Source organism: Shewanella oncorhynchi, from assembly GCF_012584455.1.
GTDB classification, from domain to species: Bacteria; Pseudomonadota; Gammaproteobacteria; order Enterobacterales; family Shewanellaceae; genus Shewanella; species Shewanella oncorhynchi.
Window position 1 is genome coordinate 133,489 of sequence record NZ_JABAEB010000005.1, and the last position, 15,974, is coordinate 149,462.

A 15,974-nucleotide genomic window follows, 5' to 3' on the forward strand; every position below is an offset into this window, starting at 1 on the left:
TCAGGGCGCCTTGGTGCCCTTATGGCTATTGAACTGTCTTAACTAAAGGTTCTGGCTCGAGGTTCTGATTAAAGACTATAACCCGTTTCTTCGTGTTCCGATAAATCTAAGCCGTTAACTTCTTGTTCTGTGCTGACGCGAAGGCCGCCAAGTAGCTTACGGATGATCACAAACAGCAACCAAGTGACCACCGCAGTATAAGTAAATATCGCCGCAACCCCGATAATCTGTACCCCAAGTTGGTCTATCATAGTGTTGTTCATCGTCGCAAAACCGTAGCCGCTGAAAACGCCTAATTGGGTCGAGCTAAAGACTCCTGCCAAAAGAGTTCCGAGAATACCGCCGACACCGTGTACGGGGAAAACGTCTAAGGAGTCATCGATTTTAAGTTTCTGTTTGATATAAACCGTTGAGTAAAAACACACGATTCCACCGAGTAAACCTATGACTAAGGCGCCTGCTGGGCCAACATAACCTGAGGCGGGAGTGATAGTGCCTAAGCCCGCTACCATACCTGTGACTATGCCAAGGGCGCTGGGTTTACCAAACTTAATCCACTCAATTGCCGCCCATGTCATCGCGCCCATAGAAGCGGCGAGATGAGTGGCTAGAATCGCCATGGCTGCGGTGCCATTAGCGCCGAGCGCACTGCCACCGTTAAAACCGAACCAACCCACCCACAGCATGCCCGCACCTGTGACAGTCATTGTCAGGTTGTGCGGCATAATGGCTGAGTTTAAAAATCCTTTGCGTGGACCTAGCACTTTAGCGGCTACGAGCGCAGCAACCCCTGCGGTGATATGCACCACGGTTCCGCCTGCGAAATCATACAGTCCTAGCTGTGCTAACCAGCCACCGCCCCAAACCCAGTGGGTGATCGGCGCATAAACCAGTAATAACCAAGCACCTGAAAAGATAAGCACAGCTGAAAACTTCATTCGCTCGGCAAAACCACCGATGATTAAAGCTGGCGTTATGATGGCAAAGGTCATTTGAAATAGCATAAACAGCGGCTCGGGAATATCCCCGCTAAGACTATCGCGACCAATACCTGACAGTAGTGCTTTGTCTAAGCCACCGATGAAACTGTTACCTGTGTCGAATGCGAGTGAATAACCTAGCCCGAACCATAAAACTGACACTAGGGCGGCAATAGAGAAGCATTGCATCAATATTGAAAGCACGTTTTTACTGCGAACTAAACCGCCGTAAAACAAGGCTAATCCTGGCAGTGTCATCAACAACACTAATGCGGATGAGCTTAAGATCCACGCCGTATTTGCAGCGCTAAATTGACCATCATCGGCGACGGCATTCGTCGCCAATATACTGAATAATATCAATAGGTATTTAATACTGAGTCTGAAGCTCACTAGCATCATAGGGCATCAACTCCTTCTTCCGAAGTGCGAATGCGCACCACTTGTTCTAACGAAGTCACAAAGATTTTGCCATCACCCACTTTGCCCGTATGGGCTGCAGCAATAATGGCATCAATAACGGCATCTTCTTGATCGGAATGAATGGCAACTTCGAGTTTAATCTTAGGTAAAAAGTCCACTGCATATTCAGCACCACGATACAATTCCGTATGGCCCTTTTGGCGGCCAAAACCGCGTACTTCAGTGACTGTCATGCCATGGACGCTGAGCTGGGTTAAAGCTTCACGTACATCGTCTAATTTGAATGGTTTAATGATTGCGGTGACCAGTTTCAATTTTCTCTCCAACAAGCTGCAGACTCAATTTATTGGAATAAAGCAGGAATTAGGCCATATAGATAAAGCATTTATTATCATTGCGTTAACATTGAAATGCACCGAAATAGCTTAAAATTTTGGTGCAAAACAGTGCAAAGCAAAGTTAACCTGCCCTGATTTGGTGCGTATTGTTGGTGCAAGGTAAATTTGCTTGACTAGCATGAGTGCAGCAAAAGTCGAGTGAGTATGGCGCTAGGGTAATTCGCGTTTTAATGCGGTAAATAAAAAGTGAGGATTTAGCAAAAAATTAAAAATTATATCAATTAAACATAATGTTATATTTAGTTTTGTGATGTGAGTTTTCTTGCTTAAGCTTCTAGCTGTTTGACGCGCGCCCAGAGGTCAGCATTAACTGGTGCACTTAAACCGTGCGCTTGTGCACGCTCACAGATATAACCATTAATTTGGTCTATTTCAGTTCGTCTTTGGTGTGCAATATCTTGGTGCATCGATGAGAAATTCCCCGCAGTGAGGCGGATCACCTGATAGACCCTGTCGTGTAACAATTGTTTATCGAGATGCACGCCCTCGAGTGTGGCAACCGTGACTAACTCGTCGAGAATGCCTTTAATCATGTCACTAAAATCTGGCTCGGCGAGTGTGCCATTAGGACATTGATATAGTGCTGTAAGCGGATTAATCGCTGCATTAACGGCGAGTTTCTGCCATAGACAAGGCACGATGGCATCCACCCATTCACTGTTGGGGATAGCCGTCAGTAAAGCATTGCGATAATGCTCAGTGAGCTCTGTACCTGCAAAATGCCCAAATTGAGTTAGCCCTTGTCCAGTTTGCCTAATTTGCCAACTGGCTTGACGTAACACCCCTTGGGAAGTTGTCCCTAGGCTTAGCCCTCTGCCATCAGCTTGCGCATCAATTAGCGGCGCTAGGGCTAAATGAGGTCCCATGCCATTGTGTAATAACAAAATATGGCATTGTCTGGGCAGTTGGTTAAGTAAGGGTAAAAGTGCATCGAGCACTTGATAGGCTTTGACGCAGACAATCACGAGGCGGATATTATCGAGCGCATTGGCCGCTAAGATAGGCACAGAATACTGGAGTGCGTGTGTTTTCTGTTGATTATCATTGGCCGGCGCTAATGGAGTGACGCTAAGTGTCTGCTGTATAGATACAATTAAATCGCGGCCGATAAGAGCAACACCCATGCCCGCTGTAGTCAGTTGGTGGCAAATAAGCTGCCCAACGGCACCAGCACCTAAAATCGCAATATCCACCACGCGATTTATGTTCACAGCATGAGCCATATGTGTAGCCTTAAGGTATAGGTCATCAGTACCAGTTTGAAGCGCCTGAGTTAATCTTCTCGCAATTGCGCTGCGCGGAAGTATTTGCCATAGGCCCAATTGCAAAAGTAAAACAGTGCAATACCCGAAAAGTCGGCAATAACGTCACCCACAGAAGCGCTACGGTAGGGCAAACGTGATTGCACTAACTCAATTAAAATGGCGTAGCTTGCCAGTGTGAGAGATAACCAATACCACTTAGGTTTGAAAGCAAGATAGGTGAGATAGGAGAGGAAAAAAAAGCTCCCAAGATGGCCTACCTTGTCGATATTCGGAATACTTTGCGAATAGGTTGGTCTGGAAAATACCAGATAACTGATCACGACAAAGGCTACGGCTAAAGCCAGCTTAAATAGGGTGTTTTTAGTTATCACAAATATGTTTGTATTAGCTTAGAGTGGGGCAATGATAGGAAAATGTGTGGCTAAAGTCACCCATATCCCGAGTTTTATCTTGCTTAGGGTGAAGTTAATCTTCAACTTGGTGCGGGGAGTCGGTAAACTATGGGCATTTACAATCACCTAAGGGGCGGCAACCATGCCTTCATTTGATATTGTCTCTGAAGTCGACGAAGTCGAATTACGTAACGCGGTAGAAAATTCTCGTCGTGAACTCAGCAGTCGTTTTGATTTTCGTGGCAAAAATGCTGAAATTGAATATAAAGATCACGTGGTCACACTGTCTGCTGAAGATGATTTCCAGTGTAAGCAGTTAGTGGACATTTTACGCACCCAATTGAGCAAGCGTAATGTTGAGCCATCGGCTATGGACGTGGATGATAAGTCTGTGCACAGCGGTAAGACTTTCTCACTTAAAGTAAAATTTAAGCAGGGGATTGAAACTGATATCGCCAAAAAAGTCGTTAAGATGATTAAAGACAGCAAGCTGAAAGTACAATCGTCGATCCAAGGCGACACGGTACGTGTAACGGGTAAGGCCCGTGACGATTTACAAGCGGTTATGGCGTTAATGCGCCAGTCTGAATTAGGTCAGCCTTTCCAATTCAATAACTTCCGCGACTAATTTGCTTTAATGCCCGCTTGAGTGCATTAAAGTCATCAATAAAAAAGCCCCCAATGCTTAGCATTGGGGGCTTTTTGTTGAATAACGTTATTAAGTAGGCCGGATATTAAGTGTCTGATGGATTTGTTTTGGTCTGCGCATCATCCATTAATGATGTGCTTGGATGCGGCGCATACTTGTTGACTAAGATAACCAAAAACAACACTGGAAAGCCAATAACACTGGCGGCGACAAAGAAGTTCACATAGCCAAATGCGTCGACATAAGCGCCCGAGAAGCCCGCGATAAATTTAGGGAAAAGCAACATAATCGAAGACAGTAAGGCATATTGCGTTGCACTGTAGCCGTTGCTAGTGAGACTCGAGAGATAGGCAATAAATGCCGCCGTGGCTATCCCAGCGCTGAAGTTATCCACGGAAATAGCAAAGGTTAAAAAGGGCACGTTGTAGCCAATCACTGCCTGCCACGCAAATAGCAGATTGGTTACGGCAACCAGTAAGGCACCGAGGAAAAGGATTTTCATAGTTCCGAAGCGGGCTAACAAAACACCGCCAAAGGCTGCGCCGACTAAGGTCATGATCAGGCCATAGATTTTACTCAAATAGGCAATTTCTTCCTTAGTGAATCCCATGTCCACATAAAAGACGTTCGCCATAATCCCCATCACAATATCCGAGATCCGGTAGCAAGAAATCAGTAATAAGATGAGGATAGCGCTGCGGCCATAGCGTTTGAAAAAGTCGATAAAGGGTAAAATACTGGCCGTATATACCCAAGATATGCCCGCTGCGATAATTCTTGGATAACGGGCACTTAAGCGTTGTTTTAGCGCTAATTCAGTGGCATCGGCGGCGCGGGTATCGACTTCGGGTTCGCAGCTAAAAAGTGTGGTCAAAATCCCAACAGACATCAATCCTGCCATAATCAGGTAAGAAGTTTGCCATGCCACTAAGTTGTATGCCGTGTTACCGGGTTCAACCCAAGCCGCTATGGTGAGTGCGCCTGCGGTGGCGATAATCATGGCGCTGCGATAACCCACTTGATAGGCCGCTGCTAGTGCGGCTTGCATCTTTTCTGGGGCTGATTCAATCCGAAAGGCATCAATAACAATATCTTGAGTGGCTGAGGCAAAGGCGACCATTAATGCGAACAGTGCCAAGCGCTCGAGATCTTTGAGAGGGTCACTAAAAGACATGCCTAAGATGGCACCAACCAATAACAACTGAGCGAACAGCATCCAGCTACGGCGGCGGCCTAGAAATCGAGTTAGCAGCGGCAATGAAAGCCGATCGACTAAGGGTGACCAAGCCCATTTAAACGCATAGGCTAAGGCTATCCAGCTGAAATAACCGATTGAAGTGCGATCAACACCAGCTTCACGCAACCAAAAGGATAACGTTGAAAATACCAGCATTAATGGTAGACCAGCAGAAAAACCCAGTAATAACAGGATCAAAACCCGCTTGTGATAATAGACACTGAGGGCATCGAGTGTACGTTGAATAAAACCTGTTGCGGACATAGGCATGAGTCTAAGTGTTTAATCCGCTTAGCTTACGGGTAAGGTGCCATAGGGTTCAAGGGCTAATGGTATTCCTTTTACTTTGGAGTCCCGTTTAGCACTATAAGATGGTTGAATATGGCTCGAGAGTTAACTGCTTGTAGCTAAAAGTTTATCGCTTATCTTTATCGCCAGCATTGATCTTGATAGTAAGGAGAGCGTAATAATGTACACACGAGGAATTTGTTTACGAAATAAAAAGGCCCTATTACAGGGCCATTTTTTATCGATAGGAATGCTGAACTTAAGGTCTTATCCCGATGCATCCCTGCGGCACTCGGCCGCCTAAACTCAGGTAGTCACAGCAATCATTTACTTGCTTACGCAGATATTGATTACCGCGGATCACACAGTCAGGCCACCTGTTAAAGCTGTGGAGCAAGTGCCAAAACACTTTTTCAGTTTCCGTTTGCGCTTCGCCAGTCGAATTCAGTTGCTGCCATTCTTCTAACGTATCCCATAAGTAAAGTTGCACTTCATGGAAGTCGAGTTCTTCACTCAAAAACGCTTTTCCATAGAAGGCGAGTTGGGGCGCTTTATTATCGATGAACTCAGTTGCCGTCATCGTTTGCCTCCTTTCTGTTTACTATCACAGTATAGATGCAAAATTAGCGCTTTTGCTCGAAATTATATTTTGATTACTGTTTTGGTAATAATTTGGCTTTTTTCAATATGATAGGGGTAACAGGAACATCGGGCCAATTGAGCTTAGTGTTAGTTCCTGTCTCAACGACAGCCATAGCTTCGAGGACAGTTTTACCTTCAATCACTTCACCAAATACGGCATAACCCCAACGACGTTTAGAGGGATCGAGCTTAGTGTTGTCGGCTACGTTAAAGTAGAACTGACGAGTGGCTGAGTGCGGCTCGTTTTCACGTGCCATGGCGATAGTGCCCATGCTATTTGTTAGGCCATTTCCTGATTCGTTGACTATCGGCTTGCCGTCTGGCAACTCTTCATACTTAGGGGTGAGTCCACCGCCTTGCACCACAAAGTCACTGATCACACGGTGAAATATCGTGTTGTCGTATTCGCCTTTAACGACATGAGTTAAAAAGTTATCGACAGTGATTGGTGCACGAGTTCTATCTAGCTCGACCACGATTTTGCCTAAGCTAGTATCAAATTCGACTCTGGGATACAAGGTATCGGCCTGAATGTCGAGTGCGAGGCTATGATGACTCATAAATATGAGCAAGAGGGCTGATATCCAACGGAGCATATTGATTTCCTTATAATAAACTGACGCTGTTATTTTTGTAGAAACTGATTAAGCTCAGGATCGTTTAGAATCTCGCCGGTAAGTTGGCCGAGCAATTTGTTCATATCCAGTTCTAAAGTTGCAAAATCGGGTGTTAAAGGACCTTTTAAAGTGCCTTTGGCTTTATAGCGTTTAACCAGCTCTTGGGTGGAGTTTTTGGCTTGAACTGCGATTAACACACTGTGTTTTGCCTCATAGCCAAAGGTCTTTTTAGTGATATCCATTTGCAATTCTTCTAATTGAATTTGCACTGAATTAGTTGCGCTTGGGTCGATTTGGTAGCCCGCTTGAGCAAAACCTGCGCGGAATACTTCATCAAGTAACAGTTTAGGCGGTTCGCTCGGGCCAACTAAACGTGTTTTTGTCCCTTCTTCAATAAAACGAGCAACATAATCGACTGTGCGTGTATCTACCGTTTCAAGAGCTATAGGTACAAGTTGCGCCGTTTGTTGGCTGATATTGGGCACTTGAGGGCTGAAAGCCATATGAGTCGGATTTTGGCTGGCACAGCCCGCGAACAGCAGGGGGAAAGTCAAGGTCAGTAATAGCCGTTTCATGGGATCTCTCGTACAAGTAAAAGTGGCTACAGCATACCAGAAATCACTTTTGATGCCACAGAACACCGTGATTCAGTTGAGGTACAGCTTTTATTGCTAATATCTTGTGCTCATTATTCACATCCGTGTTTTCTGTGCATTCACATCATTTATTCGCATAGTTACAAGGCATGGAAGGCAGGTTAAATATGGAAAAAATATCATTCACTTCGTTATTTGTTGGCCTGATGCTGGCGTCAGGCATGATGAGCTCCAATGCGCTCGCGGGCGATTCTGCCCATATACTGGGTGGTAGTTTAGGTTACGGTACCCAAGAATTTGAAACTAAGAACGGTAAATATGATGCGGGTGACACCTTAACCAGCGACTTATATTACCGCTATATGCTCAACGAGCATTTTGGGTTTGAGGCGGGTTATTTAGCGGGTTCAGGTGGGGTGGCGAGTGCGCTTGTTAGCGTCATCAGTGAGATAAAAGATTTACGTTACCAAGGTGTTAGAACCGCCGCTTACGCTGAATATGCTTTGTCTCGTGGTAACAGCTTGTATGCCAAATTAGGCGCAGCTTACACTCAAGTCAGCTATGAGATAGATAAACAAGATATGGACTCGGATGATGTAGGTTTTTATGGCGCTGCAGGCTGGCAATATCGATTTAAGTCAGGATTCGGTTTGAATTTGGAATACCAATATATCCCGATGAAAGAGCTTGAATTACAGGGGATCAACTTTGGTATTAGTTACCGATTCTAATCTTTCCTTATCCAACGATTAAAGCGCCTTTAGGCGCTTTAATCGTTTTACAAACAAGGAATTTAAAACATTAAACCGAATACTGACTGGCAACAAAATGACAACATTTTGTCCTTGCACTCTTTTAATGCAATGGGGGACAGGTTAGAGTAAAAATTCGATGTTTAGAATGAGAGAGCATAGATGCTCCCGCGTCTTTTTTGTAAGGCTTAGTCATGTTAACGATAGCAACGCAAATCGCCCCAGATAACCTGATCAATCAGAAGGGGTTACCCCATTTCGGTCATTTCGATGGCATAGTCAAAACCTTAGGTTTAGCGGACTTTGCCTATTTTGATACCATGGATAAACCTGCTTCAGCGTGGGCTAAGCATTTCGATTATAAACAATTTCAGTTTGTCTCTTTGGTCACGCCGCGTTATGTCCTAGGCATCGCGCTTGCCGATATTGCCTACGTCGGCAGTGCTTTTTGTTATTTATACGACATAAAAACCAACACACTCACCCAGCTTGATTGGCTAAAACCTTTGAGGTTTGGCTATCAAATGACACCATCGCCAGCCGAGGGCCGAAGTAGTATTGGCCGTAAAGGGGCGCAGTTAAGCTTTGAGATTGTAGAGGGCGGTTGGCGGTTAGTGATTGATACTAAAAATATTCAAGCCGATGTGACTTTACACTCAGCCCCCTTAAGTTTGCCTATGGCTATGTGTAGTCCTACTGGATACAACGGCTGGACTTACACACAAAAGCATAATGGTTTGACCGTTAAAGGTAGTTTGACTGTGGGTCATGAGCCGCAGCCGCTGAATCAAGCTTTAGCAGGCTATGACTTTTCAGCGGGTTACATGCGCCGTGATACCAGTTGGCGCTGGGCGTCAATTAACGCGCGGATCCATGAGGGCATTATGGGGCTTAATTTAGCGGCGGGTGTTAATGAAACTGGGGCTACTGAAAATGTCTTTTGGATTAATGGCGAGCGTCATTTACTCGGGCCAGTGCAATTTGAGTTTGATCGCCATGCCACACTCGGCGCCGAGGTTTGGCGAGTCTACAGTCAAAATGGCCAAGTGGATTTGCAGTTTGCGGCGCGCAATTGTCGCAGTGAAAAGCGTAATTTGCTCTTGCTTAAGAGTAATTTCCGCCAATTCATCGGTCATTTCAGCGGCACGATTACCGATAATCAAGGACACAGTTACCAGTTAAATAATGTTCTGGGGCTCGCCGAAGATCATTATGCCCGCTGGTAGCTAACGATGACTAACGGATCGCACCTGCCTGCGTTGTGGCGTTGAATGCGGTTTATAGAATGCAGTTAGAGTTTTTATAAAAGTAACAATAAAAATAATCATAAAATAAAAATAGAACAGGATGATCTTATATGGATATCGCCTCGCTGATCCAGCACCCAGAATTGTTACTGCTGGTGCTTGCACCTTTGTTTTTTGTGTGTATTTTGCTGGAATGGTACTTTGGCGATAAAAGACAAAGGCTACCGTTAAGTGCACGTTATCGCGGCCAAGAAGTGCTGTGTAATTTCAGCCTCGCGGCCATGCATCAAGGTGCTGATTTACTCACTGGTTTGCTGATCGCTAAGCTGTATTTGGCGATTTTTGGTTGGAAGTTATTCGATATTGAAATGGGCCCATTGAGCTTTATTGCCTTGATGGTCGCGCAGGACTTTTGTTATTACTGGTTCCACAGGGCGAGCCACAGAGTCCGCTGGATGTGGGCGGCTCACGTGGTGCACCATAGCTCTGAGAATATGAATTTTAGCACTGCGTTTCGTCAGAGTTTAATGTATCCCTTTGCAGGCATGTGGGTATTTTGGTTACCGCTGGTGGTCATAGGTTTCGATCCAAACTGGGTGGTGTTTGTGGTATTACTCAATCTGGGATTGCAATTTTTTGTGCATACCCAAGCGATTAAATCACTCGGACCGCTGGAATGGGTTTTCAACACCCCGTCTCACCACAGGGTGCACCACGGTCGTAATCCCCAATATATAGATAAAAACTATGCTGGCGTGCTGATTATTTGGGACAAGCTGTTTGGTACCTTTGAGCCCGAAGTGGAGACTGTGATTTACGGCATCACTAAGCCAGTGAATAGTTTTAATCCCTTTAAAGTGACTTTTAGTGAATGGCGAGACATGTTTGCAGAGGTCACAGCGACAGGTTTGAGTGTTAAACAACGACTACGTATCTTGTTTGCTCCGCCTTCCAGCAGTTTAAAAAGCGAGGAATAACAATCCACTGCATTTTCCAAGTTAAATAGCGCAAATGGCTAATAGAGTCTTGAATTTAGCCTTGCTAGCCTATATTCCGTTTTTTGCCACTGTTTTGGTGTAAAAATGTACAATCCCATACTTTGGTGGTACTTTTTGGGATAAGGAATTTAACTTGGGAGGACGTATCATGATGGATGAACCTCGATTATCCGCGGAGGAGCTTGCTTGTTTTAGCGAACTTTTTTCGCCGACTCGTGTGGGCACTGCCTTGACTAACGATCCCCTGGTCAATCATGTGCTCACAGTCACAACTGAAGTGCCGCAAGTTATCGCCTCGATTCTCGGCAAGGCAAAACTCACTTTATTGGCCGAAGTCGGACCCTATAAACTCTGGTTTCCGCTACTGATGAAAGTGGATGACTTTGGACAGTTTCAACCCACTTTAGGTGTACCTGAAGTGCTAGATGCCTCGGGAGTGGAGCGCAGTTGGCGGTTAACTCAAGCCGATGATGTGTGGATATTCGACCACGATCAAGGTGAGCAATGGTCTGTTGCCTCGCTATCTAGTTCTGGCATGGCTATTCGTGCTAAATCACAGCAGCAATTTAAACAATTGTTAGGCAGTAAAGATTTGCAATTACAATTGCCCAATGGCGAGACTATGCGCGTCGATATCGAGCCTATTCGTAGCGAGAAAGGTCTGGCCTTCGTTAAGTTTCAGGCCGAAACCGAAGAGCGTGAAGCGTTACGTCAATTCTTATTTAGTCGTCACCGTAGCCAGCACGCTCAGCTCTACCGTGACTTACGTTAGGACCTCCATTGCGACAGTTTTTGGCTTTGTGTTAGTTGACCTGTTATCTAAAAATCTCAGTTCTGCAACTCGAATGTGAAATCCACTGATTTTGAAACTGTCATTTGTGATTGCTGTGCTTTTCCCAGATTGTTACCTGCCAATCTGTCGCTCGATGGATTAGAATGGCGGTGAATTCAACACATCAGAGCGAGCGGTATGCACGTACATATTTTAGGAATTTGTGGAACCTTCATGGGTGGTCTAGCGTTATTGGCTAGGGCCAAAGGGCACAGAGTGACGGGCTCGGATGCCAATGTCTATCCTCCAATGAGCACGCAACTAGAGGACCAAGGCATTGAGCTTATTCAAGGTTTTGATCCTAGCCAGCTGGGTGAAGCAGGGCATTATCCTGACTTAGTTGTCATTGGTAATGCTATGAGCCGAGGTAATCCTTGCGTGGAAGCCGTGTTGAACATTGGCATCCCTTATACCTCTGGCCCGCAGTTTTTAGCCGATCATATTTTGCCTGAGCGTTGGGTGCTGGCAGTGTCTGGCACTCACGGTAAAACCTCGACATCTAGCATGTTAGCCTGGATTTTAGATAATTGCGGTTATGAGCCTGGGTTCTTAATCGGTGGCGTACCGCAAAACTTTGGTGTGTCGGCACGTTTAGGCAAGACCGCTTTCTTTGTCGTTGAGGCCGACGAATACGACAGTGCCTTCTTCGATAAACGTTCGAAATTCGTGCATTATCATCCGCGTACCTTAGTGATCAACAATCTTGAGTTCGATCATGCCGATATTTTTGCTGATCTGGCTGCGATTCAAAAACAGTTTAACCACTTAATTCGCACCGTTCCTGGTGAAGGCAAGATCATTTGGCCCGCCGATTCCCATGCCGTTAAGCAAACGATTGATATGGGTTGTTGGAGTGAGCAAGAAACCTACCATTTAGCCGAATCGACCAGCGGTTGGTATGGCAAAGCGTTAAGTGATGATTGCCATCGCTTTGAAGTGTTTTTTGATGGCGAGTCCCAAGGTGTTCTCGAATGGGATTTGATTGGTCAGCACAATATTGAAAACGCCATGATGGCCATTGCTGCCGCACGCCACGTGGGCGTTAAGCCGAGTGCTGCAATTGAAGCTTTAGCTAAGTTTATGCCACCTAAGCGTCGACTCGAATTACTCGGAACCGTTAATGGTGTGAGCGTATACGACGACTTTGCCCACCATCCGACGGCCATTGCGACCACGTTAAAAGGCATGCGGGCTAAGGTTGGGCAGAGCAAGATTACTGTGGTACTCGAGCCGCGCTCAAATACCATGAAGAGCGGTGTCCATAAAGACACTTTAGCTTTTTCTATGATGCAAGCCGACGAAGCCTTTTTATATCAAGCCGATACCATCGACTGGAATATGAAAGAAGCCATGGAAGCGGCGGTGATCCCTGTGACTGTGTTACATCAAATTGATGATGTGGTCGCCAAAGTCGCAGCAACCGCCAAAGCAGGCGACACCATAGTGGTGATGAGTAACGGTGGTTTTGGTGGGTTACATAAGAAGCTGTTGGCCGCATTAGAACAGGCTTCAACTGTAGAGCAGGTTAGCTAAGATGGCCTACGCAAAGTCGACTAAGGCGATTAGCTTAGCTTGGACAGGTGCCTCGGGTGCTCCCTATGGGCTTAAGTTACTCGAGTGTCTGTTGGTATCGGGATATCAAGTGTTTTTGATGATCTCCAGTGCAGCTCGAGTGGTATTGGCGACGGAACACGGCTTACAGTTAAGCGCCAACAGTGACAAAGCCCATGCCCAGCTGTTGGCTTTGCTGCACGAAAAAGGCGTGATTATTGCTGGCGAGTTAGTGGTATTAGGCAAAGATGAGTGGTTTTCGCCGCCTGCATCGGGTAGCGCTGCACCTAAACAAATGGTGATTTGTCCTTGCTCTACGGGGACGTTAGCGGCAGTTGCTACCGGAATGAGTAATAATTTACTCGAACGCGCCGCCGATGTGGTGATTAAAGAGCGCGGCCAACTTATCCTAGTACCTAGGGAAACTCCTTTTAGTGCCATACACTTAGAGCATATGTTAAGCCTTTCTCGCCTCGGCGCGACCATTATGCCCGCTGCACCCGGCTTTTATCACAATCCCAAATCGGTAGAAGATCTGGTAGACTTCATGGTCGCTCGAATTCTCGATCATTTGGGCGTTGACCATGCATTAACGAGTCGCTGGGGTTATGACAAACAGTCTAACCGCGACCTCGACAATTGAGACTTATATGAAACACACCACCGAAGTGATGATCTCTGCAGAAGAGATAAGCCAGAAATTGGATCAAATGGCAGAGCTAATCAATGCCCATTATGCCCACAGCGAACGTCTGCTGATGGTAGGCTTGTTAAAAGGCTCAGTGGTCTTTATGGCTGACCTGTGTCGCCGAATTAAAGGCCATGTTGAAATCGATTTTATGTCGGTTTCCAGTTATGGCAATGCTATGACCAGCTCACGGGATGTGAAAGTGCTGAAAGATGTGCAATCAGATATCGCCGGTCGCGATGTATTGATTGTGGAAGACTTGATTGACTCAGGTAATACGTTAAGCAAAGTGCGCGAGATGTTGTTACTGCGGGAGCCTAAGAGTCTTGCACTGTGCACCCTGTTGGATAAACCTGAGCGTCGAGAAGTGGATGTGAAGGTCGATTTTATCGGTTTTACTATCCCTGATGAGTTTATCGTAGGTTATGGTATTGATTATGCCGAGCAGTATCGCAATCTACCTTATATCGCCAAAGTCGTACCACTCGATTAAGTGTACGATACAGTTTAAAACTCCCGCAACAGGCGGGAGTTTTGCTTTTTGCGGCAATATAAAAAGTATTAATGATTGAATCATTAAAGATTGTCTTTTCAATCAATTAGCTAATTTTTTGTTTTAGTTCTGCAACCTATCATTGTAATTGTGTTTTTTAGCACCATCTTATTACTTTCTAATGTGTAAGGATCGGTACAAATATGGCGAATATTACCCATGCTCTGGTACTCGAAGGGCTTAAAAAAACCTATAAAGGCGGCGTCGAAGCGGTCAAAGGCATGAGCCTTACCGTCAATCAAGGGGATTTCTTTGCCTTGCTCGGCCCCAATGGTGCGGGTAAATCCACCACGATTGGTATTATTAGCTCCTTAGTGCAGAAGAGTTCAGGTACGGTCAAAGTCTTTGATTATGATATCGATAAGCAGCTAGAACACGCCAAACTCTGCATTGGTTTAGTGCCACAAGAGTTTAACTTCAACCAGTTTGAAACCGTGCTGCAAATTGTGGTGAATCAAGCGGGTTACTATGGTGTGCCAAAACCTATCGCCCTTGAGCGTGCCCAAAAATACTTAAGCCAACTGGATCTGTGGGAAAAGCGCAATAGCCCTTCGCGGGAATTATCCGGCGGGATGAAGCGACGGTTAATGATTGCGCGCGCCCTGATGCACGAACCTAAATTATTGATTTTAGATGAACCTACCGCAGGTGTGGATATTGAACTGCGCCGCTCTATGTGGGAGTTTCTTAAACAAATAAACCAGCAGGGCGTGACGATCATCCTGACCACTCATTACCTTGAAGAAGCGGAAATGCTTTGCCGTAATATCGGCATTATCGATAAAGGTATTTTAGTGGAATGCACTAGCATGAAGGCGTTGCTGAGTAAGCTGAATATGGAGACTTTTATTCTCGATCTTCGTCGCGATACTGGAACGGCCCCCGTGCTCGATGGCATGGCTTGTCGCTTAACCGACTCTCATACCTTAGAGGTGGATGTAGCGAAAGAGCATAATCTTAACGATGTCTTTAGCCAATTGAGCGCAGCCAATATTGAAGTGCTATCGATGCGTAACAAGTCTAATCGGTTAGAAGAACTCTTCGTCGAACTCGTGAAGAAAACTCAGGGAGCCTCAGCATGAATCAGCTCTACTTTATTGCCTTTAAAAGTATTTTAAGTAAAGAGATTAATCGTTTTACGCGAATTTGGATCCAGACCTTAGTCCCGCCGGCGATTACCATGACCTTGTATTTTTTGATTTTTGGTAACTTAATCGGCAGCCGGATTGGAGAAATAGGCGGCGTATCTTATATGGAGTTTATCGCCCCAGGTTTGATCATGATGTCGGTGATCACTAACTCTTACTCGAACGTGGCGAGCTCATTCTACAGTGCTAAGTTTCAGCGTAATTTAGAAGAGCTGATGGTGGCTCCTGTGCCCCATTATGTGTTGATTGCTGGCTATGTTGGTGGCGGCGTGGCGCGCGGTTTGTGTGTCGGCCTAATAGTGACGCTTGTGGCCATGTTCTTCGTCGACATTAGCTTGCATCATGCCGGTTTAGTGGTAATGACAGTGTTTTTAACCTCAGTGTTATTTTCACTGGGTGGATTAATCAACGCTGTTTTTGCAAAGAGTTTTGATGATATCAGTATCATCCCTACCTTTGTGCTCACCCCATTAACCTACCTTGGCGGCGTATTTTACTCCCTGTCACTCTTGCCCCCTTTCTGGCAAGGTGTGTCGGCACTCAATCCTGTGGTCTATATGATCAACGTGTTCCGCTATGGCTTTTTAGGCTTCGCCGACATCAGCGTGCCATTGTCCATCGCCATTATGATCGGTTTCTGTGTCACACTTTGGACCTTAGCGTATTACTTAGTCTCGCGCGGAATCGGCCTGCGTTCCTAGACATATTTCTTTAGAGC

Annotated in this window: 18 protein-coding genes; 10 read left to right on the forward strand and 8 right to left on the reverse strand. The window is 45.7% G+C overall.

The window, feature by feature from the left end:
* Positions 1 to 68 precede the first annotated feature (68 nt).
* From HGO26_RS09360 to HGO26_RS09375, 4 genes are all read right to left on the reverse strand, one after another.
* Positions 69 to 1,382: an ammonium transporter gene (locus tag HGO26_RS09360; RefSeq protein ID WP_168824773.1), complete on the reverse strand. Its 1,314-nt coding sequence runs from the start codon at positions 1,380 to 1,382 to the stop codon at positions 69 to 71.
* Positions 1,379 to 1,717: a P-II family nitrogen regulator gene (locus HGO26_RS09365; RefSeq protein ID WP_105250140.1), complete on the reverse strand. Its 339-nt coding sequence runs from the start codon at positions 1,715 to 1,717 to the stop codon at positions 1,379 to 1,381. The genes HGO26_RS09360 and HGO26_RS09365 overlap by 4 nt, the downstream gene beginning before the upstream one ends.
* A gap of 350 nt (positions 1,718 to 2,067) precedes the next feature.
* Entirely contained in the window at positions 2,068 to 3,006 is a 939-nt protein-coding gene (locus tag HGO26_RS09370; protein ID WP_168825070.1) for a 2-dehydropantoate 2-reductase, read from the reverse strand.
* A 68-nt stretch (positions 3,007 to 3,074) separates the two neighbouring features.
* Positions 3,075 to 3,437: a VanZ family protein gene (locus HGO26_RS09375; RefSeq protein WP_168824775.1), complete on the reverse strand. Its 363-nt coding sequence runs from the start codon at positions 3,435 to 3,437 to the stop codon at positions 3,075 to 3,077.
* Positions 3,438 to 3,600: 163 nt separating this feature from the next.
* On the opposite strand from HGO26_RS09375, the gene HGO26_RS09380 reads away from it, so the two are divergent.
* Positions 3,601 to 4,086 carry a YajQ family cyclic di-GMP-binding protein gene (locus HGO26_RS09380; protein ID WP_168824777.1) on the forward strand — a complete coding sequence of 162 codons (486 nt, stop codon included), beginning with the start codon at positions 3,601 to 3,603 and terminating at the stop codon, positions 4,084 to 4,086.
* Positions 4,087 to 4,192: 106 nt separating this feature from the next.
* On the opposite strand, the gene HGO26_RS09385 is transcribed toward HGO26_RS09380, so the two are convergent.
* The 4 genes from HGO26_RS09385 to HGO26_RS09400 form a co-directional block, all read right to left on the reverse strand.
* Positions 4,193 to 5,608, reverse strand: a complete 1,416-nt coding sequence (locus tag HGO26_RS09385) for an AmpG family muropeptide MFS transporter (RefSeq protein WP_168824780.1) — start codon at positions 5,606 to 5,608, stop codon at positions 4,193 to 4,195.
* A gap of 283 nt (positions 5,609 to 5,891) precedes the next feature.
* A complete protein-coding gene (locus HGO26_RS09390) occupies positions 5,892 to 6,212 on the reverse strand; it encodes a hypothetical protein (RefSeq protein WP_028761869.1) in 321 nt (106 codons plus the stop codon).
* A gap of 73 nt (positions 6,213 to 6,285) precedes the next feature.
* A complete protein-coding gene (locus tag HGO26_RS09395; protein ID WP_168824782.1) occupies positions 6,286 to 6,870 on the reverse strand; it encodes a peptidylprolyl isomerase in 585 nt (194 codons plus the stop codon).
* 29 nt (positions 6,871 to 6,899) lie between these two features.
* Positions 6,900 to 7,466, reverse strand: a complete 567-nt coding sequence (locus tag HGO26_RS09400) for a YajG family lipoprotein (protein ID WP_105250136.1) — start codon at positions 7,464 to 7,466, stop codon at positions 6,900 to 6,902.
* A 227-nt stretch (positions 7,467 to 7,693) separates the two neighbouring features.
* On the opposite strand from HGO26_RS09400, the gene HGO26_RS09405 reads away from it, so the two are divergent.
* From HGO26_RS09405 to HGO26_RS09445, 9 genes are all read left to right on the forward strand, one after another.
* Positions 7,694 to 8,218: a porin family protein gene (locus HGO26_RS09405; protein ID WP_425596657.1), complete on the forward strand. Its 525-nt coding sequence runs from the start codon at positions 7,694 to 7,696 to the stop codon at positions 8,216 to 8,218.
* Positions 8,219 to 8,433: 215 nt separating this feature from the next.
* Positions 8,434 to 9,465 (forward strand): DUF2804 domain-containing protein, encoded by a 1,032-nt coding sequence (locus HGO26_RS09410; protein ID WP_168824786.1) that lies wholly within the window; start codon positions 8,434 to 8,436, stop codon positions 9,463 to 9,465.
* 131 nt (positions 9,466 to 9,596) lie between these two features.
* Entirely contained in the window at positions 9,597 to 10,463 is an 867-nt protein-coding gene (locus HGO26_RS09415) for a sterol desaturase family protein (RefSeq protein WP_168824788.1), read from the forward strand.
* A 169-nt stretch (positions 10,464 to 10,632) separates the two neighbouring features.
* Complete coding sequence (locus HGO26_RS09420; protein ID WP_006080282.1) at positions 10,633 to 11,256, forward strand: hypothetical protein; 624 nt, start codon at positions 10,633 to 10,635, stop codon at positions 11,254 to 11,256.
* Positions 11,257 to 11,454: 198 nt separating this feature from the next.
* On the forward strand, positions 11,455 to 12,849 hold the full coding sequence (gene mpl, locus HGO26_RS09425; RefSeq protein WP_168824790.1) for a UDP-N-acetylmuramate:L-alanyl-gamma-D-glutamyl-meso-diaminopimelate ligase: 1,395 nt from the start codon (positions 11,455 to 11,457) through the stop codon (positions 12,847 to 12,849).
* A 1-nt stretch (position 12,850) separates the two neighbouring features.
* Positions 12,851 to 13,510 carry a flavin prenyltransferase UbiX gene (locus tag HGO26_RS09430; protein ID WP_028761725.1) on the forward strand — a complete coding sequence of 220 codons (660 nt, stop codon included), beginning with the start codon at positions 12,851 to 12,853 and terminating at the stop codon, positions 13,508 to 13,510.
* A 7-nt stretch (positions 13,511 to 13,517) separates the two neighbouring features.
* Positions 13,518 to 14,048, forward strand: coding sequence for a hypoxanthine phosphoribosyltransferase (gene hpt, locus HGO26_RS09435; protein ID WP_011845844.1), 531 nt, complete (start codon positions 13,518 to 13,520; stop codon positions 14,046 to 14,048).
* Between the two features lie 203 nt (positions 14,049 to 14,251).
* Entirely contained in the window at positions 14,252 to 15,190 is a 939-nt protein-coding gene (locus tag HGO26_RS09440) for an ABC transporter ATP-binding protein (protein WP_168824792.1), read from the forward strand.
* Complete coding sequence (locus HGO26_RS09445) at positions 15,187 to 15,957, forward strand: ABC transporter permease (RefSeq protein ID WP_168824795.1); 771 nt, start codon at positions 15,187 to 15,189, stop codon at positions 15,955 to 15,957. Before HGO26_RS09440 ends, HGO26_RS09445 begins: the two co-directional genes overlap by 4 nt.
* The last annotated feature ends 17 nt before the right edge of the window (positions 15,958 to 15,974 follow it).

What these genes read in the sequence shown, in the direction of transcription:
- HGO26_RS09360 (WP_168824773.1), bottom strand. Translation starts at nt 1,382, where the DNA reads ATGATGCTAGTGAGCTTCAGACTCAGTATTAAATACCTATTGATATTA.
- HGO26_RS09380 (WP_168824777.1), top strand. Translation starts at nt 3,601, where the DNA reads ATGCCTTCATTTGATATTGTCTCTGAAGTCGACGAAGTCGAATTACGT.
- HGO26_RS09385 (WP_168824780.1), bottom strand. Translation starts at nt 5,608, where the DNA reads ATGTCCGCAACAGGTTTTATTCAACGTACACTCGATGCCCTCAGTGTC.
- HGO26_RS09390 (WP_028761869.1), bottom strand. Translation starts at nt 6,212, where the DNA reads ATGACGGCAACTGAGTTCATCGATAATAAAGCGCCCCAACTCGCCTTC.
- HGO26_RS09395 (WP_168824782.1), bottom strand. Translation starts at nt 6,870, where the DNA reads ATGCTCCGTTGGATATCAGCCCTCTTGCTCATATTTATGAGTCATCAT.
- HGO26_RS09400 (WP_105250136.1), bottom strand. Translation starts at nt 7,466, where the DNA reads ATGAAACGGCTATTACTGACCTTGACTTTCCCCCTGCTGTTCGCGGGC.
- HGO26_RS09405 (WP_425596657.1), top strand. Translation starts at nt 7,694, where the DNA reads ATGCTGGCGTCAGGCATGATGAGCTCCAATGCGCTCGCGGGCGATTCT.
- HGO26_RS09410 (WP_168824786.1), top strand. Translation starts at nt 8,434, where the DNA reads ATGTTAACGATAGCAACGCAAATCGCCCCAGATAACCTGATCAATCAG.
- HGO26_RS09415 (WP_168824788.1), top strand. Translation starts at nt 9,597, where the DNA reads ATGGATATCGCCTCGCTGATCCAGCACCCAGAATTGTTACTGCTGGTG.
- HGO26_RS09420 (WP_006080282.1), top strand. Translation starts at nt 10,633, where the DNA reads ATGATGGATGAACCTCGATTATCCGCGGAGGAGCTTGCTTGTTTTAGC.
- mpl (WP_168824790.1), top strand. Translation starts at nt 11,455, where the DNA reads ATGCACGTACATATTTTAGGAATTTGTGGAACCTTCATGGGTGGTCTA.
- HGO26_RS09430 (WP_028761725.1), top strand. Translation starts at nt 12,851, where the DNA reads ATGGCCTACGCAAAGTCGACTAAGGCGATTAGCTTAGCTTGGACAGGT.
- hpt (WP_011845844.1), top strand. Translation starts at nt 13,518, where the DNA reads ATGAAACACACCACCGAAGTGATGATCTCTGCAGAAGAGATAAGCCAG.
- HGO26_RS09440 (WP_168824792.1), top strand. Translation starts at nt 14,252, where the DNA reads ATGGCGAATATTACCCATGCTCTGGTACTCGAAGGGCTTAAAAAAACC.
- HGO26_RS09445 (WP_168824795.1), top strand. Translation starts at nt 15,187, where the DNA reads ATGAATCAGCTCTACTTTATTGCCTTTAAAAGTATTTTAAGTAAAGAG.